Source organism: Cytobacillus sp. FSL W7-1323, from assembly GCF_038595015.1.
In the GTDB taxonomy this organism is placed as follows: Bacteria; Bacillota; Bacilli; order Bacillales; family Cytobacillaceae; genus Cytobacillus; species Cytobacillus kochii.
In genome coordinates this window covers 3739925-3765878 of record NZ_CP151998.1, presented here as the reverse complement: position 1 = coordinate 3765878, position 25954 = coordinate 3739925, and the positions used below count along the sequence as shown (strand labels likewise).

Here is a 25954-nt window from a genome sequence, read left to right as displayed (position 1 = left end):
TCGAACATTTTTTTGTCCGTATTAGTGAAGAATATCACAATCTTTTATTTTATGAAAAATAGGAGATAAGAAGTACTATAAAATATATTAAAGGTGGAAGTGATACACTTGAAAAAGCCAAAAATCGTTATTTTAGGTGCAGGTTACGGTGGATTAATGACTGCAACTCGTTTGCAGAAACAAATCGGAGCAAATGATGCTGAAATTATTCTTGTGAATAAAAATGATTACCATTATGAAACAACTTGGTTACATGAAGCATCTGCGGGTACATTACATCACGACCGTGTACGTTATGATATAAGTAAGGTAATTGACAACGGTAAAGTTGAGTTTGTAAAAGGCACTGCTGTTGAAATTAAAACAGATGAGAAGAAAGTTCTACTTGAAAAAGGTGAGCTTGAATATGATTATCTAGTAGTTGCACTAGGTGGAGAATCTGAAACATTTGGTATTAAAGGATTGAAAGAATACGCTTTCTCTATCTCTAATATCAATTCTGCACGCCAAATTCGTGAGCATATCGAGTATCAATTTGCTACTTATAATACAGAAGAAGTAAAAGATGATACGCGCCTATCAATCGTTGTTGGTGGTGCTGGTTTCACAGGTATCGAGTTCCTTGGTGAATTAGGTAACCGTATTCCTGAATTATGCAAAGAATATGATGTACCTTTTGAAAAGGTGAAAATTGTATGTGTTGAGGCAGCTCCAATGGTATTACCAGGATTTGATCCTGAATTAGTTGAATATGCTGTTGCTCATCTTGAGAAGAAAGGTGTTCAATTCCGTATTGGCACAGCGATTAAAGAAGGTACACCAGATGGTATTATCGTAGCTAAAGGCGAAGATGATGTAGAAGAAATTAAAGCAGGTACTGTAATCTGGGCTGCTGGTATTCGTGGGAATGCCATTATTGAAAAATCAGGATTCGAAGCCATGCGTGGACGTATAAAAGTGGATGAGAACTTAAGAGCACCTGGACATGACAATATCTTTGTTATTGGTGATAGTTCATTAGTAATTAATGAAGAAATTAATCGCCCTTATCCGCCAACTGCACAAATTGCTATGCAACAAGGTGAATTAGTTGCAAAAAATATTGCTGCACTTATTCAAAATAAAGAACTAGGGACATTTACTTTTGATAACAAAGGTACAGTATGTTCTTTAGGTGAAGATGATGCGATTGGTGTTGTATTTGGTAAAAAAGTGGTTGGTAAAAAGGCTTCATTTATGAAGAAGATGGTTGATAACCGTGCATTATTAATGATCGGTGGCGCTTCATTAGTTGCGAAAAAAGGTAAATTCAACGTTCTTTAATGTGTTAAATATAAGAGGGCAAACGATATGTTTGCTCTTTTTTTTATAGATTAATTCATCTAAGGAGAGATAAAATGGGAAAAGCCGATAGAGGTAAAGTATGGCTTGGGGTTAGTGGTCTTTTAATCAATGAAAAGAATGAATGGTTAGTTGTAAACAAGAAATACGGTGGTTTAAAAGGAAAATGGTCATTACCTGCCGGTTTTGTAGAGCAAGATGAAACAGCAGATGAGGCAATTATTAGAGAAGTGAAGGAAGAAACTGGGCTATCTTGTCGTGTGAAAGAGATGATAGGTCTTCGTACGGGTGTGATTAAAAGGGAAATTAGCAATAATATGGTCATTTTTCTTTTGGAAGCTGATACAAATCAGGCAATTGTAATAGAAGACAAAGAATTAGATGATGTCCAATTTATGGATCCACTGGAACTTATTCATCATCAACCAACTTCAGTCATGATTCAGTATATATGGGAGAACCTCAATCATAACAACAAAACATTAATTGATGACATTAATCCCGGAGATCAATTTGGATACACTGCTTATAAATTATTTTTGTAACCTCGTGATATATTGCATAATTTAAAGCATAAGAAAGATAATAATGCTTGTATGCGTTTACATAAAGGGTTTTTACTGTTTTTTGAACCTTTCCATTTTTGATATTTTTCTGTATTATTTAGTTATTATCAGAAAATTCAATTATTCCAAGGGAGATGAACAACATGGCAGTAAAAAATGAATCTAAAGTTTGTATCTATTGTGCAGGTCAAGGGTATTTCCAACTGATCCTTGGAGGATCGGAAACATGTGCTTGTTGCGGTGGTTCTGGTAAACATGAAAAATAATTCAGCAAATGAATAAAGCAAATGAATAAGATGTAATGATAGCGCTCTAAGTTTTAGAGCGCTTTTAATTTTGTTGAAATACAGCAGAATTATCTCACATGCTATCAAATATCAAAATTTTTAAATAAAATTCTGCTATAATAAAGTTTATTAATTGGCGAAGTTTGTAATGGAGGTTGCAATTTATGCGTATCGTTAAACCTGAGTCTCTGCATCAACAGGCATATCATATAATTAAGAGCGAAATTCTTGAAGGGGTTTATCAACCTTCTGAGAGAATTGTAGAAGCAAAAGCGGCAAGTAAATTAGGCATAAGTAGAGGACCCGTTAGAGAAGCGATTCGAATGCTTATTCAAGATGGTCTTCTTGTATATAATGATGGCTATGTAAAGGTTTATACACCGACGGTTCAAGATGTAGTGGATCTTTTCCAATGTAGAGAAAGTCTAGAAGCTCTTGCGATCAGCTTAGCTATTCATAATATATCAGAGAATGAGAAAGAAAAGTTACAGAAGAATTTAGTAGCTAGTTATCAGGCAAATGAAAAGAAAGATATAATTGAACTCGGTAAGCTCGACCAAGCCTTTCATGATATTATTATTTATGCCTCAAAGAATAAACAGCTAACAGAGCTATTAGAAATGATTCGGGCAAAGATTCATTATATGCGTAGTAATATGGTAAAGGAAAACTTCTATCCTACATTAGTAGAAGAACATGAAAGAATTATAGACTTATTATTTAGCGGTGATGAAAAAGGAGCACAAGAATATATCAGACAGCATATAAAAAAAGGACTTGATGGCGTCCTTATGCATATTGATAAAAGCGTTTCTAAATAAAGATCAGCTACTCTAAGTAGAGCCTACATAGAGTAGCTTTGTTTAATTATTATGAGAGATTCCCGTTTAAAGGTTTGATTGTAACACTGGTGAGACAAGTCAGCTTGTTTACTTGATTCATAAAGTTTCCCGTATGGTGTGCTCTTGTAGTGACGACCATATACATCTTATAAGGGAAGTGCCATTATAGAGAATTCAATGGTAATTTCCCATCCCTTTTACTAACTGAGTTAGGTTATTCATTCATAAAAATAGTGTACATATGATCCCACCTATAGCTAAATTCATCCCCGCATTCGAGCTGACTGATATTTGTTCTGGCAGCAAACCTTATATACCTCCTCTATAACTGAAGGTGATCAAGTTTTCTACTTCTTCTTTTTCCTGTTGTTGCGTTATCCTTACTTGTTTAAATGCACAAAGTGAGTATGTCTTTTTCAGCCTTTTTTCACATAAACTATGTATGAGGTAGAAATATTGCAGCTTCATTTCATTTCGCTCTTTCAAGTCAAACAAGGCGAATAATAAATGAAGAGGTATGTTGGTTAACTGTTTTCCGTTGACTAAAAATAGTAAATGTTGTAATATCCGAAATATAAAGAAAATTCAGAAGTGTGGTGCGGCGAAAAAATTTAACATGGGGTAATTTTCTTTTGTTACTACAATGAAAGCGCATACAAGAAGGGTGGTGTGTAGCAATGAAGGATGGATTACATATTGGTCTATCAGAAGTAATGACAATTAATGTCACAAAGGATATGTTTGCGCAGTTCGACGGAGAAGTTGTTCATCCCGTCTATTCAACTGCATCCATGGTGTATCACATGGAGTGGGTTTCTAGAAAAATCCTTCTTCCGTTTCTTGAGGATCATGAAGAGGGAATGGGGGCAGCTGTCCACATGCAACATGTTGCTCCATCTGGGGGAAATTCTAAAGTGACTTTAACTGCGACCGTTACGACAATTACTGAACGTTCTTTAGTAACGGAGGTTATTGTGATGAATGAACTTGGACTAATTGGTAGAGGAGAAGTCAAACAAGCGGTTCTTCCGAAAGAAGTAATTGCGAAGAAAGTTTTAGCTACCAACAATTAAGGGGGAGCAAGGATGGAAAAGCTTAATCAGTCTCAAGAAGTAGGAAACGATATTTTTAAGAAGATGGCTAATCATGAACAAGTAGTCTTTTGTAATGACCCGAGTACAGGTTTACGAGCAATTATAGCCATTCATAATACCACATTAGGTCCAGCTCTTGGTGGAACGCGGATGTACCCTTATGAAAATATGGATGCCGCCTTAGAAGACGCTTTACGTTTAGCTGAAGGAATGACCGCAAAATGTGCAGCAGCAGATGTTGATTTTGGAGGAGGAAAGGCAGTCATTATTGGTGATCCGAAAAAGGATAAATCACCTGCCTTATTTCGTGCTTTTGGTCAATTTGTAGATTCATTGAATGGTAGATTTTATACAGGGACAGATATGGGGACAACGATGGAGGACTTTGTCCATGCTTCAAAAGAAACGCGATTCATTAATGGGATACCTGAAGCATATGGAGGTGGAGGAGATTCGTCCATCCCTACTGCTCAAGGGGTTGTTTATGCTATACAGGCAACTAATCAATATTTACATGGTACAGACCTTTTGGAAGGACGCACATACAGTATTCAAGGATTAGGCAAAGTTGGGATGAAGATTGCAGAAACACTGCTTGAAGCTGGTGGTAATGTGTTTGTTACAGATATTAATCAAGAGGCAATAGCAGAACTTGTAGAAAAGGCAGAAACGTTAAGAGGTAATGTGCAAGTAGTTGATCATCTAGAAATTTACCGCGTATCGGCCGATATTTTCATTCCATGTGCAATGGGTGGAGTGTTAAACGAAAGAACCATCAGCGAATTAAGAGTCCATGCCATTGTCGGATCTGCTAATAACCAACTGGCACATTCTTCTGACGCCGCTCTTTTACATGATAAGGGTATCCTATACGCTCCTGATTATATTGTGAATGCTGGGGGGCTCATTCAAGTTGCAGATGAATTATATGGACCAAGTAAAGAGCGAGTATTGCAGAAAACAAGAACGATTTATCATACTTTACTACAATTATATCGAGAATCTGCTACAACTGGAAAGAACACAGTAGAAGCCGCCCAAGATCGTCTACAAAGACAGATGAAAGAACAGCAACATAGAAGCAACTTTTTCTCTCGGAATGTAAGACCTAAATGGGATTTTAAATGATGGGAGGCGTTACTATGGAAAGTTATCCACTATATCAAATGATCGATGAGAACGGGGAATGGGTTAACAAGTCATATGAAGAAGAATTCAATGAGGAAAAAGTAAAGGAATTTTATTACCACATGTTGCGTATACGCACCTATGACCAGAAGGGGGTTGCGTTACAGCGGCAAGGGAGAATTGGTACGTATGTGCCTTTTCCAGGGCACGAAGGAGCACAAGTAGGAAGCGCACTGGCGTTGTCAGAAAATGATTGGATGTTTCCTACTTATCGTGATCACGGTGCCTCTCTCACATTTGGTGCAGATTTAGATCGGATGCTCCTTCATTGGAATGGTAGAATTGAAGGTTGTTTACCATCAAAAGAAAAGCGAATTATGCCAGCTTCCATACCAATTGCTACCCATTTACCACATGCTACAGGCGCTGCAATTGCGGAGGTTTATAAAGGAACTGACAACGCTGCCATTGCTTATTTTGGAGATGGTGCTACTTCTGAAGGTGATTTTCACGAGGGATTAAATATAGCAAGTGTATTTAAGGCACCAGTCGTTTTCTTTAATCAAAATAATGGTTACGCTATTTCGTTACCTATTGAAAAACAGATGAATTCCGAAACGATTGCACAGAAAGCTGTTGCTTATGGGATACCGGGCGTGCGGGTAGATGGTATGGATGTTTTTGCTGTCCATTATGCAGTGAAAGAAGCTTTAGAACGGGCGCGAAAAGGGCAGGGACCAACGCTTATTGAAGCAGTTGTTATTCGTTTTGGGGCACATACAACAGCAGATGACCCTTCGAAATATCGTGATCAAGAAGAAATCAATCGTCAAAAAGAGGCGAAGGATCCTCTTCTTCGGTTGAAAAAGCATTTACAATTTCGCGGATTTTGGAGTGAAGAGTGGGTAGAGAGTATTCAATCTGATATACGTAAGGAGATAGAAGCAGCTGTAGAGAAAATGGAAAATGCACCTGCTGCTAACACAGATGACATGTTTGATCATGTCTTTAGAGAACCTACTTGGACGATATCAAGGCAAAAAGAACAATTAGGCTTGATTGGGGGGAATCGATAATCATGGTCATGTCAAATGAAATAATAAAAACGAAAGCAACAAGTCAGTCGTTGACGATGATCCAAGCGATCACGGATGGATTAAAGACGATGCTAGACAGTGATCAAAACACGATTATTATGGGTGAAGACGTTGGACGCAATGGGGGTGTGTTTAGAGCAACAGATGGTTTACAGGAGACTTTTGGTGAAAAAAGAGTCATCGATACACCACTAAGTGAAGCAGGGTTCGTCGGAACAGCCGTAGGGATGGCGTTAGCGGGATTAAAACCAGTCGTCGAAATTCAATTTCTCGGTTTTATCTATCCAGCATTTGAACAAATTGCGACTCATGTGACAAGAATGCGTATGCGTACACTCGGTCAATATCATATTCCCATGGTGATTCGCGCTCCATACGGTGCAGGAGTCCGCTCACCAGAAATCCATTCGGAAAGTGTCGAAGCATTATTTACACATTTGCCAGGAATAAAAGTCGTGTGCCCATCTAACGCTTATGATGCAAAAGGTTTATTGTTAGCAGCAGTAGATGACCCAGATCCCGTCCTTTTTTTAGAACCGATGCGTCTATACCGTGGAAGTAGAGAAGAAGTGCCTACGGGCGATTATCGAATTGAAATAGGCAAAGGCACTCGTGTGCAAGAAGGCAATGATGTCACCATTTTTGCTTGGGGTGCAATGATTCCCTTAGTCATGAAAGTTAGTGAACAAATGAAAAAAGACGGTATTTCCTGTGATGTAATTGATCTAAGAAGCCTTTATCCACTAGACCGTGACTTGATTGCTGATTCTGTACAAAAAACAGGGAGAGTTGTCATAGTTCATGAAGGGCATGAGACAGGCGGGTTAGGTAGCGAAATTATTTCTATTATAAATGATACTTCTTTTCTATATTTGAAAGCACCGGTGGAGAAAGTGACTGGCTTTGATGTACCTGTGCCATTATTTTCTTTGGAGAATGATTATTTACCATCAACAGAACGAGTAGAGACAGCTATTCGTAAAGCTTATACATTTTAGAGGGGAGGGTGAGATGATATGACTGATGTGAAATTTAGCGATATAGGTGAAGGAATGACAGAAGGAGAGATTATCCATTACTTTGTCAAAGAAGGAGATACAGTGGAGATAGATCAGCCATTGGTTGAACTACAAACTGATAAAATGGTGGCTGAAATCCCTGCTCCCTCAGCTGGTGTCATCACCTCCATTCCTTTTCAAACAGGAGAAGTCGTTACGGTTGGAACGGTGATTATGACAATTGATAATGGACAGAGCCTTGCAAAGAGAGAAGAAGTGGTGATGGAAACCGTTCCACCGCGTATGGAAAAAGAAGTTCCTCCTGAAGCGAATGGGAATCGCTATCAACGTATACTTGCAGCACCTTATACAAGAAAAATTGCAAGAGATCTAAATATAGATATAGAAAGAATTGTTGGTACAGGACCAGCAGGAAGAGTAATGGATGATGATGTGTATCAATTTGTGGAAGGATATCGTGCGAAAGAAACGAAAAAAGAGAGAACAGAGCCACAAGTAGAAACAACAAAATTAGAGGAGACTATTCCTTTTACAGGAATTAGAAAAGTCATCGCTCAACGAATGAGTCATTCTCTACTTACAATTCCTCATGTTACGCATTATGATGAGGTCGATGTCACCCAATTATTAGAAGCGCGAAATGAATTAAAGGATTTAGGGGATCGCCTCTCTCCAGCCGCATTTTTCTTGAAAGCAGTTGTTATCTGCTTAAAAGAACACCCATTATTTAATGCAAGATTAGATGAAGAAGCAGGTGTCATTCGGTTGTTAAAGGATTATCATATAGGGGTGGCGACACATGGAAAAGAAGGTTTAATGGTACCGGTCATTCACCAAGCTAATCAAAAGTCAGTCCGAGCGATCCATGAGGAGATGAAATCGTTAACGAAAAAAGCACAAGAAGGTAAGCTAACTCCTAATGATATGAAGGGTGGAACTTTTACAGTTAATAATGTTGGCCCTCTTGGCCGCGGTACAGGGGCAACGCCAATTATCAATCATCCTGAAACAAGTATTATTACCTTCCATGCAGTGAAGAAAAAGCCGGTAGTAAATGCTGAAAATGAAATCGTTATACGTTCTATCATGAATATTTCTATCTCTTTTGATCACCGCGTCATAGATGGTGCGCAATCAATTGCTTTTTCTAACCGTTTCATTGAATTAATTGAACAACCAACAAAACTATTAGTGGAGCTGATTTAAATGGTTGTAGGCGAATTCGCTGAAAAGCGGGATTTAATCATTATTGGAGGCGGTCCTGGAGGATACAACGCGGCGATTCGAGCAGCGCAATTAGGGTTGAAGGTAACTTTAGTTGAACAGAATGAATTGGGCGGTGTTTGCCTGAACTCAGGTTGTATACCCTCAAAGGTTTACGCGCAAGCTGCAAAGAAGTTAGAAGCGCTAGGGTATTATGCTTCTTTTGGTATTGCTATTGATGAACCTACTTTTGCTATTGAATCGTTAAATGATTATAAGAATATGACAATTGAACGGTTACGTAAAGGGGTAGAAGAACTTTGTAAAGCAAACCAAATTGAGTTAATTCGTGGCAAGGCTCAATTTATAAATCAAAAGCGTTTAGGTATTGAAATGTCTCATCATTTTGATTTATATGATTTTGAGAAAGTCATTATAGCGACCGGAAGCACTGCTGAAATACCAACAGAGTATCGCTCTGCCAAAATCCTAACAGAAGCTGAACTTTATCGGTTAACGGAGATTCCTCCTCATCTTATCATTTATGGTCATAGTTATATTGCATTAGAAGCGGCCTTTACTTATCGTCAACTTGGTGCAGATGTGACCCTCATTTTAAATAAAGAAAATTTCTCATTTGATGAAAGTATTAATAGGGAGTTACAGCGATTATTAAAGAAGCAAAAAATCAAAGTATACCGTGATTATCAATTAATAGATATAAAAGAAAGTCATACTCTCTTGCAGCTGAAGTTATCTAAATCAGACCAGGAGATCACATGTGAAGGTAGTCATGTATTTATGGAAGGAACGCATCATGGGAATATCAAGACCCTCGATTTACAAAGAATAGGTGTGGAATGTACAACTGATGGTTTTATTAAAGTAAACCAGCAATTACAAACAAATATACCGACAATATACGCTATTGGTGATGTCACGGGTGGCGGGCAATCGGCTGTTAAGTCAATTAAAGAAGGAAAAGTGGTCGCTGAGAGGATAGCTGGCTTGAATAGTGAAGTGGATTTAAGCTTAATGCCAGCAGTTGCCCATACAATACCACCTCTTGCAACAGTGGGCATGACAGAACAAGAAGCAAAAGAAAAAGGGTTAAACATTGCTGTTAGTCAATTCAATTATAGCGGCAATGGCTATGCGATGGTGACTAGTGAAAAAAGTGGCATCATGAAAATTATTAAAGATGCAGATAATGATGTGCTACTCGGCTTTCATGCCATTGGTTCTTCAGCTATTGAATTAATTAGTACAGCAGTCACAGCCATGGAACTCGTTGGTCGTGACGAAGACTTAAATTTCCCACTGTACCCTCACCCGAGTTTTAACGAAACCATTTTAGAAGCAATTGAGGGCTTGAATAACCGTGCGATTCATATGAAACCGAATGAGAAAAAATCTGTTAAGGTGTGAACAGTAATCATAATGAAGCTAGGCGTGCGTATTCGATGGGCACTTCTAGCTTTTTTACATTTTCAATGCGATTTAAAGGTAGAAATTTAACTTTTAAGTAGAAAAATCTTTATTTTTTGTCATTTCTATTGTAAGAACATGTTGACGCATAGAGAGAAGTTTCAGTAAACTTAGTATTGATGTGCAAGGGAGGACAAGCTGAATGCAAATGACCATTTTCGTATTGCCGATTTCTATGTTACTCTTTTTTGTTTTGTTTTTCGGAATTGGTTTTATATTAAATATGCTTTTAAGAATGTCATGGATCATGGCAATTGTTTATCCAATTGTCGTTATTAGGATTATTGATAAGGTTCGACTCATTGAATACTTTAATGACACTCGTGCTGCCTTTTCTAGTCTTTGGACGGAAATCACGAGTCTCCAATTAGCTGATATTCTCATCTTGAGCAGTGGCTTTGTTGGTGCCATTGTTGCTGGCATAGTCATTAACATGCTCCGCAAAAGAGGATATCGTATGTTTTAATCTATACATAGGGAAAGAAAACTCTACTATATATATAAAAGTAGAGTTTTTTGTATTTTAAAATAATGTCGTTTATTGTGGTGGAATCTTTTATAATGGATAAAAAGAAAGGCGGTACATCATGGCCATTATTAAACCCCTGAATCCCTCACATCAGCTCCAATTATTACGTGCACTGAGTGTGCGAAAGGAATTTTCACTCGATGAAAAACAATACTTTCACTTATTGCTTAAAGGTTACGAAGGAGAAAAAAGGTGGCGAGAATATTTAAACGGCTTTCCTTCTGAAATCCCTATTCTATTTGACCTCACGCTAAAAAGTAATCATACGATTTTTCAGGTAGATGCACTCATGGTTCACCAGCATCATATTACTTTTTTTGAGATTAAAAATTTTAGCGGTAACTTTACGATAAAAGATGGGCATTGGTATCATTCAAATAAAGAAATAAAAAATCCATTGATTCAAATAGAACGGAATCAAACACTGATTCGACAATTTGTAGACCAACATCATTTACAACTAACCTTTGATTATTTGTTGGTTTTTGTAAACCCTGAATTCATGCTGTATGATTCTAAGCCAAGAAAGAAACTCATTCTTCCCCCACAAATCCCAAATCTAATAAGAAATTTAAGCCAAATGCGTCACACCCCCACAATCCATCATACAAAGATTATTCAAACTTTATTAACCCATCAAACCGAGTCTCCATTGTTCTTCACTCCGAAGTATACATATCAGGAATTAGCCAAAGGGCTATTTTGTAAAAAATGTAGGAATAAGATGGAAAGGAAAGCTAATCGGGTCATCTGCCCTACGTGTAAAAGTCAGTGTTCCTTAGAAAATGCATTGTTAGATCTGATTCATGATTTTTCCATTCTTTTTCCTGCTTTGAAAGTAACGAACCAAGTCATATTTAATTGGTGTAATGGGATCATAAGCAAATCAACTATTCGAAGAGTCCTCCTAAACAATTATTCCTTAAAAGGAAGTGGCCGAGGTATTTATTATGAAAGAAAATAGAACAATGCAAGGATTGCTTCAACATGCGTGGTTGATGAGTAATTTGGTAGTGTTCAGGCGAAAACGTGTCAGAATTCCGTGATCGAAGAGAAATTTGGTAGTGTATAGGCGAAAACCTGTCAAAAATCCGTGACCGAAGAAAAGAATGGTAGGATTCAGGCGAAAACGCGTCAGAAATCCGTGACCGAAGAGAAAAATGGTAGGATTCAGGCGAAAACGCGTCAAAAATCCGTGACCGAAGAAAAAAGTGGTAGGATTCATGCATAAACTCGTCAAAAACCCCCATGATCAAAGAAAAAGTAGAAGGATTCGAGCAGAAAGCTATTGGACCAAGAGAGTGAATCTCTTGGTTTTTTTGATATGAAAGTCCAAGCGGTTATTAGTTAGCTATCAAATGATGAGGAATATTGAATTTTCATAAGGGTTTTATTTGATTATAGGACCGTATGTTTAGCTTCTTTCTAAAAAAAATGAATATTACCTTGAATTAAGGGAAATGACTATTGTTGGGAGGAGTGATTAACTGATGTATGATATAAAAAAATGGGCGAAAAGAATGGTGATAGCTGTAGCGTTTTCTTTCGCTTTATTATCCACATTCCAAACGATTTCAGGTGTAGAAGCAAAGCAAGTGATTGATTATATGAGTGAACAAGCTAATGAAGGAGAGGGATCTACCCTATCTTTCAAACATGCTTTAAAATCGATTGGACTGGCCTTTAAAGATTTAAATAAGACTTTGGAAGCAGATCACTTGAAATTATCAGCAAGCACAGTTGCTGAGGAACCACCTTCTTTGAATGATTGGGATTGGTCACAATACGACACTAAGGAAGTTATCGCAACCGGATATACGGCCTATTATGAGTCGACAGGTAAAAATCCTGGTCATCCTGAATTTGGTATTACATATTCTGGTGTAAAGGTGAAAAGGGATTTATATTCTACGATTGCTGCAGATTTAACTGTTTTCCCCATTGGTACGATACTGTGGATTCCTGATTATGGGTTTGGCGTAGTTGCTGACAAAGGTGGCGCCATTAAAGGAAATAAATTGGACTTATATTATGAAACAGTAGATGATGTATATAATTCTTGGGGGAAGAAAACTTTGGATGTTTATGTAATATCAATCGGTGATGGTACGTTAACTGAAGAAGATTTACAAGAGTTAAATGAAACGGAATCACTACAAGTATTTAGACAGCAGTATACAAAAGAATAACTAAACTAAAAAAGTAATGGGGGATGAGCACCCATTACTTTTTTAGTGGAGAAGAATATATTTTCGGATGTAATAACTGCCCCAATTTGATTGCCCCTTCGATTAATCTTGGTGAAGGACGGCAAAACAATTCTTCCTCTAGGACATAAACGTTATTGTTTTTCATTGCATCCATATTTGACCAACCTGGACGTTTCTGTAAAATGACTGGATTCACTTTTTCTTGTCTTACACCTACCCAGGCTAAACAAATGACATCAGGATTTTGCGAACGGATGGTGTCCCAGTCTGTCTGGATATTTGCTTGTTCTTTAAATGCGAAAAGGTTTTTGCCGCCCACAAGTTCACTAATTTCAGTTAGCCAGTTTGTACCTCCAGGCGTAAAAACTGGCTTTGGCCACCATTCCCAATAAATAGAGAGAGGGTTTTTCACCTGTTTAGCTAACTTTTTTAAGTTCATTACTTCTTCATGAAAGCTTGCTGCGGCCTGCATGCCGACTTCTTTTTCACCTAGGGCTGTGGCTACAGTGATTAAGTCATTTTCTATATCTGTTAAGCTTTGTGGATTTAATGTTATGTAGGGAATGCCTCGTTCATCCAATGCTAGAATATTTTTTTCCATTCCCGGTACACTTAAGGATGCCAGCACAAGGTCTGGTTTAGCCTTTTCTACAGCGTTCATATCTATAGAGAGGTCTGGCCCCAGCTTTGGTAGAGTATTTACTGCTGCTGGCCAATCAGAGTAATCATCAACAGCAACAAGTTGATCGGTTAACCCTAAGTAGGCGAGAATTTCTGTATTACTAGGGCAAAGAGAGGCGACTCGCATGATTGAAACCTCCAATATCTTAAAATATCAATGCATATAAGAGTAATGTTAATAAAATACCTGTTAATCCTCCAAAAAACACTTCTACTGGTTTATGGCCTAATAATTCTTTCAGTTCTTTACGTTTTACTTGGTCTGGCTTTTTGGGCCATGATTTCGCTTCATCGACAAAACGGTTAAAGTCATTGACAAGCTGATTAAGCACAATGGCTTGTTCACCCGCTTGCCTTCGAACTCCGGTTGCATCAAACATAGTAATGATAGCAAACATGGCTGATATTGCGAAGGGAACTGAATCTAATCCTGCCTCGATGGCCACCCCTGTCGATAAAGCTGTAACGGCAGCAGAGTGAGAGCTTGGCATCCCTCCTGTACTTGTTAACAGTGACCAATCTAGCTTTCTTGTAGCAAAAAAGGTAATAGGGACTTTTACAAATTGTGCAAAGAGAATGGCAGCTAATGCTGACCAAAGAGGAAAGTTCAAAAATAATTCCATTATTTAACCACCTTATCGATGTTTGTATTCTTTGTTCGTGTTTAATTTTAATTAATTATTACTATAAGGAAGGATTTTCTATTAGTAACAGATTAGCACAAAACATTTTGATTTGAAAATCAGATCTTCTTAGACGATAAAGTTAGCTAGTCGAAATAATGTGAAAGATTAGATATAATGATTATATATCTTATGGAGGTGTTAACATGTTTACAGTTAAAAAAGAAAATCTTTATGACTCAGCTCATGAAGTTTTAATCATCGGTTTGTTCGATGAACCGAATATAATAAAAGATGCATTATCTTCTCTGGACGAAAAATTTGAAGGACAAATGAATGATTTTCTTAAGCAAGGTGATATATCAGGGAAGTTAAAATCAGTAAGTAAAGTACATACCTTCAATAAAATTGGCGCAAAGAGATTATTATTTGTGGGGCTAGGTAAGAAAAAGACATTACAATTCAATCAATTAAAAGAAGCGATAGGATTAGCCTTTAAAGAAATTCAAAAAAGTAAACTTTCGGAAGTAGCTGTTTTTTTAGACACATTTACGGTTGCCGATCAGCTTGATGCCCTCGATGTTGGTCATGCAGTTAGTGAAGCATATACCCTTGCTACCTATCGTTTTGAGGGATATAAACAAAAGTCAAATGAACCTGAAAAGACAATTGATAAAATCACAGCCTATACGACTGAAAATAGAGAAGATGTTTTATCTGCTTTAACAGTTGGTTATGCCTATGGTAAGGGAACAAACTCTGCAAGAACTTTAGTGAATATGCCTGGGAATATGTTAACAGCAACAACAATGGCAGAGTATGCGATTGAGTTAGCTAATAAATATGATTTTGAAATAGAAATACTAGATAAGAAAGAAATGTTAGAGCTTGGGATGGGTGCGCTGTTAGCTGTCAATCAAGGTTCGACAGAGCCACCGAAAATGATTGTTCTAAAATATCAAGGGAAAGATCAGTGGGAAGATGTCATTAGTTTAGTTGGAAAAGGAATTACCTTCGATACTGGTGGTTACTCGATAAAACCGAAAACAGGGATTGTTGGAATGAAAACAGATATGGGCGGAGCAGCAGCCGTTCTGGGTGCGATGGAAATCATCGGGGAGTTAAGACCAGAACAGAATGTATTAGCCGTTATTCCATCAACAGATAATATGATAAGTGGATCTGCCTTTAAACCAGATGATGTTATTACTTCATTAAGTGGAAAAACAATAGAGATCTTAAATACAGATGCAGAAGGGCGTCTCGTTTTAGCTGATGCCATTACGTACGCAAAACAGCATGGTGCCAATTATTTAGTCGATGTTGCTACTTTAACGGGAGGTGTTATTGTTGCCTTAGGAGAAGAAACAACAGGTGCGATTACTAATCATGAAACCTTCTTTGAACAAGTATTAGAAGCCTCATTCGAAGCAGGCGAAGCGATGTGGAGACTCCCATTATTTGAAAAAGATAAACAAAGAATTCGCAATAGCCCAGTGGCAGATTTAAACAATTCACCAGGAAGAGAAGGCCATGCGATTATGGCGGGCGGCTTTATTGGAGAATTTGCTGAAGATACACCATGGGTGCATTTGGATATAGCTGGTACATCTACAACAAATAAACCTTATGAATTAGGTCCTGCTGGAGCCACAGGGGTAATGACGCGTACATTAGCTCTACTAGTAGAAAGATTTGAAGTAAAGTAATCAACCATTCATTAAAAGCATCTTAAAGGATGAGAAACTCCTTAAGATGCTTTTTTACTCCTCCTTAGCACTTATATTTGCATAGGTGAAACCTCCGATAGTTGATGAATAAGAGTGAGAATTATGGAACTTTTCTTAAAAATCCATTATTTGACGAACTTGAATCAGTATGTTAATTTATTACTCTAACACTTTACTAAAATAAAGCAAATAATAAATAGAAAGAAAGGTTTTAATCATGAATGCTGTTTTACTTGCTGTATTAGTCATGTTAATACTAAGTCTATTACGTGTAAATGTCGTGTTATCCCTTATTATAGGTGCATTGGTGGGAGGGTTAACAGGTGGACTTGGTATAACAAACACAATTGAAGTCTTTACAAATGGTTTAGGTGGCAGTGCAGAAGTAGCGCTTAGTTATGCTTTATTAGGAGGCTTTGCTATTGCTATTTCTCGTACAGGTCTACCTAATCTCCTTGTTGATAAAATTATTCAAAAGGTAGGGAAAGAGGGAGAGACAAGAAAGAAAGGGTTATCTAAAACATTAGTCATTTTGTCATTGTTAATTATGGCGTGTTTCTCACAAAATCTAATTCCTATTCATATTGCATTCATCCCTATCTTAGTCCCACCATTATTAAAAGTGATGAATGAATTGAAGATAGACAGAAGATTGATTGCTTCCGTTCTTACATTTGGTTTAGTTACTCCTTATATGCTTATCCCTGCAGGGTTTGGCCAAATATTTCACCAAATCTTAGCAGATAATATGACAAGTAGCGGTTTGAATGTTGATATGCAACAAATACCACTAGCTATGCTACTTCCAGCTTTAGGTATGGTTGTAGGCTTAATAATAGCCGTATTTATATCTTATCGAAAACCGAGAGACTATCAATCATCAGAAATCATAGAAACTGAAACGGTATCTTATAGTATGCGCGGTGTCTTATTTGCTGTATTATCAATCATTATTGCGTTAGTTGTACAAATACAACTAGATTCAATGATTATGGGAGCAGTGGCCGGTATTATAACTGTCTATTTAAGTGGGACCATAAAGGGCGCTGAAGCAGATAGCTTATTAACAGATGGAATGAAAATGATGGCATTTATCGGGTTTGTCATGCTCGCGGCATTTGGTTTCGGTGATGTGCTGAAAGAAACAGGGGATGTTGAAGTCCTTGTGTCGAATGTAGCTGAGATGATAGGTAATAATCAAGCCTTTGGTGCGTTATTAATGCTTTTAGTAGGCTTATTAGTCACAATTGGTGTTGGTTCATCCTTTTCAACTATCCCAATCATCACGACCATTTTTGTGCCTTTATGTATAGAGCTAGGGTTTAGTCCTATGGCAACGATTGCATTAATTGGTGCATCTGCTGCATTAGGTGATGCTGGATCACCTGCTTCAGATAGTACACTTGGACCGACATCTGGATTGAATGTGGATGGTAACCATAATCATATTTGGGATACATGTGTACCAACATTTATTCATTATAATATACCTGTCATTATATTTGGATGGATTGCTGCAATGGTATTATAAAAAAAAAACGAGTATTACTTAAACCCGATCATATTTGATTGGGTTTATTTTTGTGAACTCGACCTGAGGCAATGGATATAGGTCGAGTTTTCTGAATCATGAATGACTAAGCATGTAAATCTGACCGTCAAAGAACAGAATCGAGTAAAAAGTGAAAAAGTAATAAAGTCTAAGCCATAAAGCTAAATGTAGTCGTACATTGCATATGTCACTATAAACACCTAAAGGAAGCTAGGATTTAACAGATAAGATATGAATAGAAACTATTAAAGAATATTGACAGGATATCAGTTCCCTCAGTCAATCTTCTTTTCATTTTCCAACGCGATCTTTAGAACTAGATATTCGTTTTAAGCATTACCGCATAAAGGATAACAAGATGGTTCCAACCAAATCTGAGGAGGAACCATTTTTGTTTAAAATTTAATGCCGAAAAGCATTGTAAGGATATTACGCTTTTTTATTCTTTTTTTGGGAAAGGTACTAACAGTAGGGCTGTCAGAGGGAATAGGAGACACTTGCATGAAATTCTGCTTTTCAAGTATGTGTATACGTTCATGTAAACGTTCAATTTCTGCGTGTAATTCTTCTAACTCCTGCCGGTGATGTAGCAACTGATAAGAAGTCACATCATCTGCTTTTGCATTTAAGCGTTGTTCTAACATATCTATTCTTGCGCTAAGTTCATCATTAGATATCTGTGGACTAGATATAGTGGCGTGCCGAATTTTTTTGCTAGTTACTTTAATGTCTTGAAGAAGGACACCTGAATTTAATTGATTATGAACTCTTTTTAATAATTGAATATCTTCTTCTGAGTAAGCATAATGTCCATGCTCATTTTTTGTCATATTTAAATTTAGCTGTTTTATCCATCGCTGAATAGTACTTTGGGATACACCGAGTAGTTTCGCTACAGCGCCTGTATTCAAAAGTAATCTCCTCCTTATCATTACTTTATTAAGAAGCATTCGCTTATAGAAATATATTTTCCTTTACGTTTGACAAAACAAGTGTTGCTTCGTCAAAGATAGTGAATATTTTACAACCTTTTGAGTAATAATCGTTTTTAGTGGGGAGAATGAAGAAAACAGATGGGAGGATAGGTGAAATGACAGAATACGAATTAGAAGACATCTTCCATGAGTCAGGGCATTACCACTTATATGAACAATTAAAGTATAAATTATGGATTGCTTATCAATGGCTAGAGGCAGATCGAAATATACTATCCGAGTTCCTAAATATTTATGATTTTGACCACGACGAAGAATTATATTGTAAGGAATTCTTATTTCATTATAAGATCTTTAAAAACATAAAGAAGAAGAATGCTTTTTATTAAATGAACAGGTAAATAAAAAAAGCCCCCAAATTATTCAATTTGTGAGGCTCTTATTACTTGCGTAATGAAGGGAGTTATTTTGTTTTATAATGTTGTGTGAAGAATTCGTCTGTTTCTTGTACAACAACTTTCCTCAACAGGAGTAGACCAACTAAGTTCGGAATCATCATTAATGCGTTAGCCATATCAGCAAATGCCCAAACGGTAGCTAAGTTAACCATTGCACCAGCTGCACAAGCAATAATATAAATCGCGCGGTAGCCTGCAATTCCTTTTGTACCAGCTATATATTCAAAGCATTTCTCACCGTATACATACCAGCCTACAATTGTTGTAAATCCGAAAAAGATAACAGAAAAAGCGACGATATATTCTCCTGCTGTTCCTAATACTGATGCAAATGCTGCACTCGTTAATGCACCACCATCGAGATTAGGGTCATGGGTTACGCCAGAAAGTAATCCACCTGTATAATCCCAAAAGCCAGTAATGATTAATACAAGTCCAGTCATTGTACAAACGATGATGGTAACAATGAAAGTGCCTGTCATAGCAACAAGTGCTTGCTTCACAGGATGGTCTGTTTTGGCATTACCGGCGATTAAAGCAGCAGTACCTAAACCAGCTTCATTAGAGAAGATTCCTTTTGAGACACCATTTTTAATTGCCTCTGATACAACAACTCCTACAAAACCACCGGTTGCTGCGATCGGATTAAAAGCATAATGAAAAATTAATTGAAATGACGGAATAATCATTTCATAATTGACCGCAATGATGATTAAAGCGCCACCAATATAAAGAAAAGCCATAATGGGAACAAAGAATCCAGCGACGGTACTAATTCTTTGAATACCTCCAAAAATAATAAGTGAAGCAAAAACAGCTAAAACGATGCCAGTAATCACACTGTTGATACCAAAGGATTCACTAGCTACTTGAGCAATCGTATTAGATTGCACGCTATTCCCTATACCTAAAGCGGCAAAAGCACCAAAAATGGCAAAGGCAATGGCTAACCATTTAAACTTAGCTCCTAATCCTCTCTCAATATAGTACATGGGTCCACTTGAATATTCACCATTGCTATTCTTTACACGATATTTCATTGCTAGTAAGGCTTCCGCGTATTTAGTAGCCATCCCGAAAAGCCCAACAATCCACATCCAAAAAATGGCGCCTGGTCCACCTAAAGTGATAGCTGTGGCGACTCCAGCGATGTTTCCGTTACCTATTGTTGCTGCCAATGCAGTCATTAACGCTTTGAAATTACTTACATCGCCTTCATCATTTGTATCCTTCGCGTTTCCTTCCTTTGTAAATGCTAATTTGAAAGCATAATAAAGTTTCGTAAATGTACGGCCTTTAAGCATGATTGTTAGAAGTAGGCCCGTCCCAAATAATAAGATTAAACTGGGGGTTCCCCACAAAAAGGAATTAACTTTTTCAAGTATGTTCATAATGTCCACAGATGAATCTTCCTCTCTTTAGTTGAATATCATACTATATTTTTTAAAATGTAATCGCTTTCTTAAATGAATAAACCAAAACCATTTTCATCTTGGTAAAATTCTTGAAGTGCACGGAAAATTATAAGAATACTTATTATTGTAAAATTATACAAAGATAACTTCAATCAATTTTAAAAAAGTTTAACTATTTATAATAATCAATAAGTTTAAAAAGAGCTTTTCGACAGCATGTAAAGGTTTAGATATAATAAAAAAAAGAGGCAGTTGGAGGTTTGAAATGGAGAGAGAAAAACAGTACGGGAAAGATCCATTTAAACGATCATTTGATAACTTAGAAACATTTGTAGATAAAATTAGAGATGTTCTTGAATGTCCAGTTACTATTGAAGATGCTAATCATCGGTTATTAGCTTATAGTACGCATGATGATCAAACCGATCAGGCTAGGATTGCAACGATTATTAGCAGAAAAGTTCCCGAAAAGGTAATAAATAGTTTATGGAAAGCAGATGCTATACCTCAATTATTAAGGAGTGCTGAACCATTAAAGATTCCAGAAATTAAAGAAATTGGTCTGGGGAATAGGGTAGCAATCTCCATTAGGCATCAAGAAGAGGTGCTTGGCTATATTTGGGTGGTCGAACGAGATAAGTCTCTTACAGCAGAAGATATGTATTTATTAAAACTGGCTGCTCAATCGGCAAGAATTGAATTGTTGAAGCTTTATCGTCAAAAAAAGAAAAGAGAAGAAAGCTATCAGGATTTTTTCTGGCAGTTGTTAACTGGCAGATATCCCAAGCATGCAGAAGTAATAGACAAGTTAGATGATTTTCATATCAAACCATCTCTACACTCTGCTGTCATTATTTTTCGCTTTATAGACGATATAGACATGCAAACAGAACAAAGCATGATTTATCTCATTTCAACGAGCCAAAAAATCCATATGACTTTTTATGCAACGATGGGTAATGATTTTATCTTACTAGCATCTCCGCCATCTACACAGGCAAATGAAACAGATTTATCTGAGTTTGTCCAGTTTGTTATCAATCAAATGTATGTAAGATTTGAAATTGATCATATCATTAGTGGTAGTAGCAGTTTGAAATTGACCTATGACCATGTTGAAGATCGCTATTCAGAATGCTTAGAAGTACTTCGTTTAAAATCACAATATCCGAAAGAAATGCAAGAAATCTATACTTATCACCAATTGGGTGTCTTTAAATATTTGGATGCCATTCTTGATATAAGAAGCCGTGATGCATATGAACATCCCGTCATCCAACGTTTAATAGATTATGACCATGCTCATCGAACGGAGCTATTAATGACGCTAGAAGCCTTTATTTTAAATGATAGCAATGTAAATGACGCTGCTAAGATACTACATGTTCACGTTAATACATTAAATTATCGTTTGAAGAGAATTACTGAACTCACTCATGTGAACTTTAAAAGTACACATGAGAAATTTTCCTTGTATTTAGAACTGCAAATCCGCAAATACATAGAAAAAAAGCATCGTTTGTGAAATTACACAAATGATGCTTTTTCATTTTTCAAATATAAACAAAGTCATTTCAACATTCTATTATTATACTGACAATAGGGAAACATAAAATTGTCATTTATTATTTGACAATTTATTCTATGCAATTTATTCATACTTAAAAATTAATATAATAAATGGAAGGGGCCAAAAGGATATGATTATCGGCGTACCTAAAGAAATTAAAAACAACGAGAACCGTGTAGCAATGACACCAGCGGGGGTAGATGCATTAGTAAAAGCTGGACATGAAGTACTTATTGAAACGACTGCAGGACTCGGAAGTGGATTTCAAGATCAAGATTACGAGTTAACAGGCGCGAAAATCGTAGGCACGGCAAAAGAAGCATGGGCAGCGGAGATGGTAATGAAGGTAAAAGAACCGCTACCAACTGAATATGACTATTTCCGTAAAGGCCTAGTATTGTTTACTTATTTGCATTTAGCAGCAGAACCAGAATTGGCAGATGCGCTAGTGAAAAGCGGAGTAACGGCTATTGCATATGAAACGGTTGAGGTGAACCGTACACTTCCATTACTAACACCAATGAGTGAAGTTGCTGGTAGAATGGCAACACAAGTTGGAGCGCAATTCTTACAAAAAACAAACGGCGGCCAAGGAATATTACTTGCGGGTGTACCAGGTGTATCAAGAGGAAAAGTGACGATTATTGGTGGGGGCGTTGTGGGTATTAATGCTGCGAAAATGGCCATCGGTCTTGGTGCAGATGTAACAATCATTGATTTAAGCCCTGAAAGACTTCGTCAACTTGATGATATTTTCGGTAATAGTATTCAAACATTAATGTCTAATCCATTAAATATTGCTGAATCTGTAAAAGAAGCTGACCTTGTAATTGGTGCTGTACTCATTCCAGGAGCAAAAGCGCCAAAATTAGTAACAGAAGAAATGATTCAAACGATGAAACCTGGTGCAGTCGTTATCGACGTTGCGGTTGACCAAGGTGGTATTCTTGAAACGGTTGATCATGTAACTACACATGATGATCCAACATATATTAAACATGGTGTTGTGCATTATGCTGTGGCAAACATGCCAGGTGCCGTGCCAAGAACATCAACAATCGCATTAACGAATGTAACAATTCCTTATGCATTACAAATAGCGACTAAAGGTGCACATCTAGCTGTTGAACAAAACCCAGCATTGAAATTAGGGGTAAACGTAGTAAATGGGCATGTAACGTATGAAGCAGTCGCAAGGGACTTAGGTTATGATTATGTTCAAGTCGATGCAGCATTCGCAAATGAAGAAATAACAAACTAATGATACTTTCTCCTACCTCTTAATAGGGGTAGGTTTTTTTACTTTTTGGATGATATATTAGACGATGTATGAATTTGTAGGAGTAGTTCAGTTGATACTAAATCATGTTGAACGCGATTTTCTTATAGCCTTCATTTAGTATTCTTTGCTATGATGGTTAACGTATCTTCAGGAGCCCCTTTACCATTCAAGGATTTAATAGGGCTGTATTTTTCTAGTTACACATATAGGGGATAATCGAATTCCTTCAAAATATTAAAATAGAAAAATGGATTGTATTCTTTGTACGGAAAGGTTTATCTTTTCACATTCTGTTATTGATCATCTTATTTTTTTGCCTCTTCTTGTGTACCAATTAGTCTAGTAATAGAAAAAAGGTCACTTGAGAGGGCTAAAAAGAGAAGTAAAAAGCCATTAGACCAAGAGCCTTCAATCAAAATTTGACATTTTTCATTAAACTCTATATAATCTTCAAAAAATAGTTAATCGTTGATGAGGAATAGTAAGTTTTCATCATTATTTTCAGAGAAGGTATCCGTTTGTGCTGTAAGATATCTATTAATGAAAAGCTGAACCTGCCCTCTGAGTACATATTCTTTAGAATATGCGGTTTACTTGTTGAACCGTTATCAATAAGAGTGCAAAGCTTTGCTTTGAAATAGGGTGGTACCACCAGTCATTGGGTCCCTATTTGAAAGCAGGGCTTTTTTGTGTCTTTGAAAGAATAAAAATTAAAAATGAGGTGTCAATATGGGTAAGCAGTTTGTGAAAGAAATAACATCAATGAATGAAGATTTTCCACAATGGTATACAGATGTCGTAAAGAAAGCTGATTTAGTCGATTATTCGAGTGTGAGAGGTTCAATGATTATTCGTCCATATGGTTACGCCCTTTGGGAGAACATTAAATCAGCACTTGATCAAAAGATAAAAGAAACTGGGCATGAAAATGTTTATATGCCTCTATTTATACCTGAGAGCCTTCTTCAGAAAGAAAAAGATCATATTGAAGGATTTGCCCCAGAAGTCGCTTGGGTAACTCATGGTGGGGAAGATGAGCTTGCTGAGAGACTTTGTGTGCGCCCGACATCAGAAGTACTATTCGGAGAACATTATAAAAATATTATTCACTCTTATCGTGATTTACCAAAGCTTTATAATCAATGGTCAAATGTTGTTCGATGGGAGAAAACAACAAGACCATTTTTACGAACGTTGGAGTTTTTATGGCAAGAGGGCCATACTTGTCATGCGACGGATGAAGAAGCGTTAGAAGAAACAGTAAAGATGCTAGAAGTCTATGCAGATATTTGTGAAAATCTTTTAGCTATCCCTGTTGTTAAAGGCAAGAAAACGGAAAAAGAAAAGTTTGCTGGCGCTAAATTAACTTATACAATTGAAAGTTTAATGCATGATGGTAAAGCGCTACAATCAGGGACATCTCATCATTTAGGAGATGGCTTTGCAAAGGCATTTGGGATTCAATTTACCGACCAAGATGGAAAAGAGCAGTATGTGCAGCAAACTTCTTGGGGATTCACAACCAGAATTATCGGTGCGATGATTATGGTCCACGGTGATGACAGAGGTTTAGTAATTCCGCCAAAGGTTGCCCCAAAGCAGGTAATGATTGTTCCTATTGCGCAACATAAGGGTGGCGTATTAGATTTTGCCTATGATTTAAAAGAAAGACTAAGTAAAGTAGCGCGCGTAGATATTGATGCAAGTGATAAAAAGCCAGGTTGGAAATTTAATGAATATGAAATGAAGGGTGTGCCCATTCGCTTAGAAGTAGGTCCTAAAGATATTGAAAAGGGCCAAGTCGTACTTGCAAGAAGAGATACAGGGGAGAAAATGGTCACTCCATTAGAAAATCTAGAAGAAACAATTGTTCAACTCTTAGAAAAGGTTCAAACTTCACTTTATCATAAGGCAAAAGAACATCGCAACGAACATACGTATGAAGCATATACTTATGAAGAGTTTAAGCAGATATTTAATGAAAAACAAGGATTCGTCAAAGCGATGTGGTGTGGCAATCAAGCATGCGAAGAGAAAATAAAAGAAGACACAAGTGTGACTTCCCGATGTATGCCATTTGATGAAACGGCGATTGCTAAAGCGTGTGTTTGCTGTAAAGAAGAAGCACAGCATCTTGTCTATTGGGCTAAAGCTTATTAAGAAAAAAATTTTATTGACCCATATCTTTTTTTCACTTATAGCCGTTTAAGTAATAGAAAGTGTGAAGGGGTGAAGGAAACAATGCAGAAGGAGCAGATGGTAAGCCGGTCAGCAACGTTAGATTTGATTGCGAAAAAGTATTATCGAGACTTAGTAAGCTATTGCACCTTTCTTTGCCAAAATGAGTGGGATGGAGAGGACATAGCGCAAGAAACCATCTTGAAGGCAATGAAGTATAACGAGGCTAAATTAACACGAGCTTTGTTAAAGAAAATTGCTTATCATCAATGGATCGATGTGGTTAGAAAAAAGAAAAAAGAGCAATTAACAGAAAATCATGTTGATATCGAAACAAGAAATCATCATTTGACAGAAACAATTGAATTATTATTAGAGAAATTAACTGTGCAACAGGCGCTAGCTTTTTCATTAAAAGAAGCGTTTTTATTTAAGAATAGTGAAATTGCAGAGATGTTAAATATGAAAGAAGCCTCTGTTAAGAGTTTATTGCATCGAGCAAGAAGACGTTTAGGAACAGATATGAAAGAATTAAATCAGCAATGGGATGAGCCGGTCGAGAGAAAAATCTTTCAAGTTTTCCATCGTGCATTTGAGCATCAACATCCCACTGAGCTTATCAAATTACTGCCAATAATTAATCATTATAGTACTTCCAAGCAAAGCACCCCTTCAAATGCTTTCAATATGATGGCAGCTTAATGCTTGCCTTTTGGAGGTTTCCTA

The 25954-nt window shown here is 36.9% G+C and carries 24 protein-coding genes and 1 other annotated feature; of the genes, 20 read left to right on the top strand and 4 right to left on the bottom strand.

Translation table 11 applies throughout. From position 1 onward, the window contains the following. Positions 1 to 108: 108 nt before the first annotated feature. The 13 genes from MKX67_RS19110 to MKX67_RS19050 all read left to right on the top strand — a co-directional run bounded on the left by MKX67_RS19110 (position 109) and on the right by MKX67_RS19050 (position 12783). Complete coding sequence (locus MKX67_RS19110; RefSeq protein ID WP_251163656.1) at positions 109 to 1323, top strand: NAD(P)/FAD-dependent oxidoreductase; 1215 nt, start codon at positions 109 to 111, stop codon at positions 1321 to 1323. A gap of 74 nt (positions 1324 to 1397) precedes the next feature. Further along, complete coding sequence (locus tag MKX67_RS19105) at positions 1398 to 1886, top strand: NUDIX hydrolase (RefSeq protein WP_342488593.1); 489 nt, start codon at positions 1398 to 1400, stop codon at positions 1884 to 1886. A 164-nt stretch (positions 1887 to 2050) separates the two neighbouring features. Continuing rightward, entirely contained in the window at positions 2051 to 2173 is a 123-nt protein-coding gene (locus MKX67_RS19100) for a YuiA family protein (protein WP_224938011.1), read from the top strand. 185 nt (positions 2174 to 2358) lie between these two features. After that, the gene (locus MKX67_RS19095; RefSeq protein ID WP_224938010.1) at positions 2359 to 3015 is read left to right on the top strand and encodes a GntR family transcriptional regulator; all 657 of its coding nucleotides are present in this window, start codon (positions 2359 to 2361) and stop codon (positions 3013 to 3015) included. A 698-nt stretch (positions 3016 to 3713) separates the two neighbouring features. Further along, positions 3714 to 4109: a thioesterase gene (locus MKX67_RS19090; protein WP_289434473.1), complete on the top strand. Its 396-nt coding sequence runs from the start codon at positions 3714 to 3716 to the stop codon at positions 4107 to 4109. Between the two features lie 12 nt (positions 4110 to 4121). Continuing rightward, entirely contained in the window at positions 4122 to 5258 is a 1137-nt protein-coding gene (locus tag MKX67_RS19085; protein WP_224938008.1) for a Glu/Leu/Phe/Val dehydrogenase, read from the top strand. A 14-nt stretch (positions 5259 to 5272) separates the two neighbouring features. Next, positions 5273 to 6334, top strand: coding sequence for a pyruvate dehydrogenase (acetyl-transferring) E1 component subunit alpha (gene pdhA / locus MKX67_RS19080; protein WP_224938007.1), 1062 nt, complete (start codon positions 5273 to 5275; stop codon positions 6332 to 6334). Between the two features lie 2 nt (positions 6335 to 6336). Continuing rightward, the gene (locus tag MKX67_RS19075; protein WP_224938006.1) at positions 6337 to 7353 is read left to right on the top strand and encodes an alpha-ketoacid dehydrogenase subunit beta; all 1017 of its coding nucleotides are present in this window, start codon (positions 6337 to 6339) and stop codon (positions 7351 to 7353) included. 18 nt (positions 7354 to 7371) lie between these two features. After that, entirely contained in the window at positions 7372 to 8580 is a 1209-nt protein-coding gene (locus tag MKX67_RS19070; RefSeq protein WP_224938005.1) for a dihydrolipoamide acetyltransferase family protein, read from the top strand. Further along, the gene (locus MKX67_RS19065; RefSeq protein ID WP_224938004.1) at positions 8581 to 10005 is read left to right on the top strand and encodes an FAD-dependent oxidoreductase; all 1425 of its coding nucleotides are present in this window, start codon (positions 8581 to 8583) and stop codon (positions 10003 to 10005) included. 202 nt (positions 10006 to 10207) lie between these two features. After that, on the top strand, positions 10208 to 10531 hold the full coding sequence (locus tag MKX67_RS19060) for a YuiB family protein (protein WP_224938003.1): 324 nt from the start codon (positions 10208 to 10210) through the stop codon (positions 10529 to 10531). Positions 10532 to 10652: 121 nt separating this feature from the next. Continuing rightward, positions 10653 to 11558, top strand: a complete 906-nt coding sequence (locus MKX67_RS19055) for a nuclease-related domain-containing protein (RefSeq protein WP_342488592.1) — start codon at positions 10653 to 10655, stop codon at positions 11556 to 11558. Between the two features lie 526 nt (positions 11559 to 12084). Then, positions 12085 to 12783 carry a 3D domain-containing protein gene (locus MKX67_RS19050; RefSeq protein ID WP_224938001.1) on the top strand — a complete coding sequence of 233 codons (699 nt, stop codon included), beginning with the start codon at positions 12085 to 12087 and terminating at the stop codon, positions 12781 to 12783. A gap of 34 nt (positions 12784 to 12817) precedes the next feature. Here the strand turns inward: MKX67_RS19050 and MKX67_RS19045 are convergent, their stop codons facing one another. Next, positions 12818 to 13612: a cobalamin-binding protein gene (locus MKX67_RS19045; RefSeq protein WP_307318173.1), complete on the bottom strand. Its 795-nt coding sequence runs from the start codon at positions 13610 to 13612 to the stop codon at positions 12818 to 12820. Positions 13613 to 13631: 19 nt separating this feature from the next. Beyond that, the gene (locus MKX67_RS19040) at positions 13632 to 14108 is read right to left on the bottom strand and encodes a divergent PAP2 family protein (RefSeq protein ID WP_095372049.1); all 477 of its coding nucleotides are present in this window, start codon (positions 14106 to 14108) and stop codon (positions 13632 to 13634) included. A gap of 206 nt (positions 14109 to 14314) precedes the next feature. On the opposite strand from MKX67_RS19040, the gene MKX67_RS19035 reads away from it, so the two are divergent. Both MKX67_RS19035 and MKX67_RS19030 read left to right on the top strand, forming a co-directional pair. Continuing rightward, positions 14315 to 15817, top strand: a complete 1503-nt coding sequence (locus MKX67_RS19035) for a leucyl aminopeptidase (RefSeq protein WP_342488591.1) — start codon at positions 14315 to 14317, stop codon at positions 15815 to 15817. A 238-nt stretch (positions 15818 to 16055) separates the two neighbouring features. Then, entirely contained in the window at positions 16056 to 17369 is a 1314-nt protein-coding gene (locus MKX67_RS19030) for a Na+/H+ antiporter family protein (protein WP_224937997.1), read from the top strand. 416 nt (positions 17370 to 17785) lie between these two features. Here MKX67_RS19030 and MKX67_RS19025 read toward each other — a convergent pair whose 3' ends face one another. Then, on the bottom strand, positions 17786 to 18301 hold the full coding sequence (locus MKX67_RS19025; protein WP_341106091.1) for a MerR family transcriptional regulator: 516 nt from the start codon (positions 18299 to 18301) through the stop codon (positions 17786 to 17788). A 179-nt stretch (positions 18302 to 18480) separates the two neighbouring features. Here MKX67_RS19025 and MKX67_RS19020 point away from each other — a divergent pair, with 179 nt between their 5' ends. Then, positions 18481 to 18714 carry a hypothetical protein gene (locus tag MKX67_RS19020; RefSeq protein WP_224937996.1) on the top strand — a complete coding sequence of 78 codons (234 nt, stop codon included), beginning with the start codon at positions 18481 to 18483 and terminating at the stop codon, positions 18712 to 18714. A 74-nt stretch (positions 18715 to 18788) separates the two neighbouring features. Here MKX67_RS19020 and MKX67_RS19015 read toward each other — a convergent pair whose 3' ends face one another. Beyond that, on the bottom strand, positions 18789 to 20174 hold the full coding sequence (locus MKX67_RS19015) for a sodium:alanine symporter family protein (RefSeq protein ID WP_224938113.1): 1386 nt from the start codon (positions 20172 to 20174) through the stop codon (positions 18789 to 18791). Between the two features lie 289 nt (positions 20175 to 20463). On the opposite strand from MKX67_RS19015, the gene MKX67_RS19010 reads away from it, so the two are divergent. From MKX67_RS19010 to MKX67_RS18995, 4 genes are all read left to right on the top strand, one after another. Continuing rightward, complete coding sequence (locus MKX67_RS19010; RefSeq protein ID WP_224937995.1) at positions 20464 to 21723, top strand: helix-turn-helix domain-containing protein; 1260 nt, start codon at positions 20464 to 20466, stop codon at positions 21721 to 21723. A gap of 175 nt (positions 21724 to 21898) precedes the next feature. Beyond that, positions 21899 to 23029: an alanine dehydrogenase gene (gene ald, locus MKX67_RS19005; protein WP_307318163.1), complete on the top strand. Its 1131-nt coding sequence runs from the start codon at positions 21899 to 21901 to the stop codon at positions 23027 to 23029. Positions 23030 to 23509: 480 nt separating this feature from the next. Beyond that, positions 23510 to 23721 (top strand) — a binding site (T-box leader). Positions 23722 to 23779: 58 nt separating this feature from the next. Beyond that, positions 23780 to 25210 (top strand): proline--tRNA ligase, encoded by a 1431-nt coding sequence (gene proS / locus MKX67_RS19000; RefSeq protein WP_322910412.1) that lies wholly within the window; start codon positions 23780 to 23782, stop codon positions 25208 to 25210. Between the two features lie 81 nt (positions 25211 to 25291). Then, on the top strand, positions 25292 to 25930 hold the full coding sequence (locus MKX67_RS18995) for a sigma-70 family RNA polymerase sigma factor (protein WP_322910411.1): 639 nt from the start codon (positions 25292 to 25294) through the stop codon (positions 25928 to 25930). The last annotated feature ends 24 nt before the right edge of the window (positions 25931 to 25954 follow it).

Coding starts and splice junctions, on each gene's coding strand:
- pdhA (WP_224938007.1), top strand. CDS start 5,273: ATGGAAAGTTATCCACTATATCAAATGATCGATGAGAACGGGGAATGG.
- MKX67_RS19050 (WP_224938001.1), top strand. CDS start 12,085: ATGTATGATATAAAAAAATGGGCGAAAAGAATGGTGATAGCTGTAGCG.
- MKX67_RS19030 (WP_224937997.1), top strand. CDS start 16,056: ATGAATGCTGTTTTACTTGCTGTATTAGTCATGTTAATACTAAGTCTA.
- MKX67_RS19105 (WP_342488593.1), top strand. CDS start 1,398: ATGGGAAAAGCCGATAGAGGTAAAGTATGGCTTGGGGTTAGTGGTCTT.
- MKX67_RS19035 (WP_342488591.1), top strand. CDS start 14,315: ATGTTTACAGTTAAAAAAGAAAATCTTTATGACTCAGCTCATGAAGTT.
- MKX67_RS19070 (WP_224938005.1), top strand. CDS start 7,372: ATGACTGATGTGAAATTTAGCGATATAGGTGAAGGAATGACAGAAGGA.
- MKX67_RS19060 (WP_224938003.1), top strand. CDS start 10,208: ATGCAAATGACCATTTTCGTATTGCCGATTTCTATGTTACTCTTTTTT.
- MKX67_RS19065 (WP_224938004.1), top strand. CDS start 8,581: ATGGTTGTAGGCGAATTCGCTGAAAAGCGGGATTTAATCATTATTGGA.
- proS (WP_322910412.1), top strand. CDS start 23,780: ATGGGTAAGCAGTTTGTGAAAGAAATAACATCAATGAATGAAGATTTT.
- MKX67_RS18995 (WP_322910411.1), top strand. CDS start 25,292: ATGCAGAAGGAGCAGATGGTAAGCCGGTCAGCAACGTTAGATTTGATT.
- MKX67_RS19075 (WP_224938006.1), top strand. CDS start 6,337: ATGGTCATGTCAAATGAAATAATAAAAACGAAAGCAACAAGTCAGTCG.
- MKX67_RS19040 (WP_095372049.1), bottom strand. CDS start 14,108: ATGGAATTATTTTTGAACTTTCCTCTTTGGTCAGCATTAGCTGCCATT.
- MKX67_RS19045 (WP_307318173.1), bottom strand. CDS start 13,612: ATGCGAGTCGCCTCTCTTTGCCCTAGTAATACAGAAATTCTCGCCTAC.
- MKX67_RS19090 (WP_289434473.1), top strand. CDS start 3,714: ATGAAGGATGGATTACATATTGGTCTATCAGAAGTAATGACAATTAAT.
- MKX67_RS19095 (WP_224938010.1), top strand. CDS start 2,359: ATGCGTATCGTTAAACCTGAGTCTCTGCATCAACAGGCATATCATATA.
- MKX67_RS19055 (WP_342488592.1), top strand. CDS start 10,653: ATGGCCATTATTAAACCCCTGAATCCCTCACATCAGCTCCAATTATTA.
- MKX67_RS19015 (WP_224938113.1), bottom strand. CDS start 20,174: ATGAACATACTTGAAAAAGTTAATTCCTTTTTGTGGGGAACCCCCAGT.
- MKX67_RS19085 (WP_224938008.1), top strand. CDS start 4,122: ATGGAAAAGCTTAATCAGTCTCAAGAAGTAGGAAACGATATTTTTAAG.
- ald (WP_307318163.1), top strand. CDS start 21,899: ATGATTATCGGCGTACCTAAAGAAATTAAAAACAACGAGAACCGTGTA.
- MKX67_RS19010 (WP_224937995.1), top strand. CDS start 20,464: ATGGAGAGAGAAAAACAGTACGGGAAAGATCCATTTAAACGATCATTT.
- MKX67_RS19020 (WP_224937996.1), top strand. CDS start 18,481: ATGACAGAATACGAATTAGAAGACATCTTCCATGAGTCAGGGCATTAC.
- MKX67_RS19100 (WP_224938011.1), top strand. CDS start 2,051: ATGGCAGTAAAAAATGAATCTAAAGTTTGTATCTATTGTGCAGGTCAA.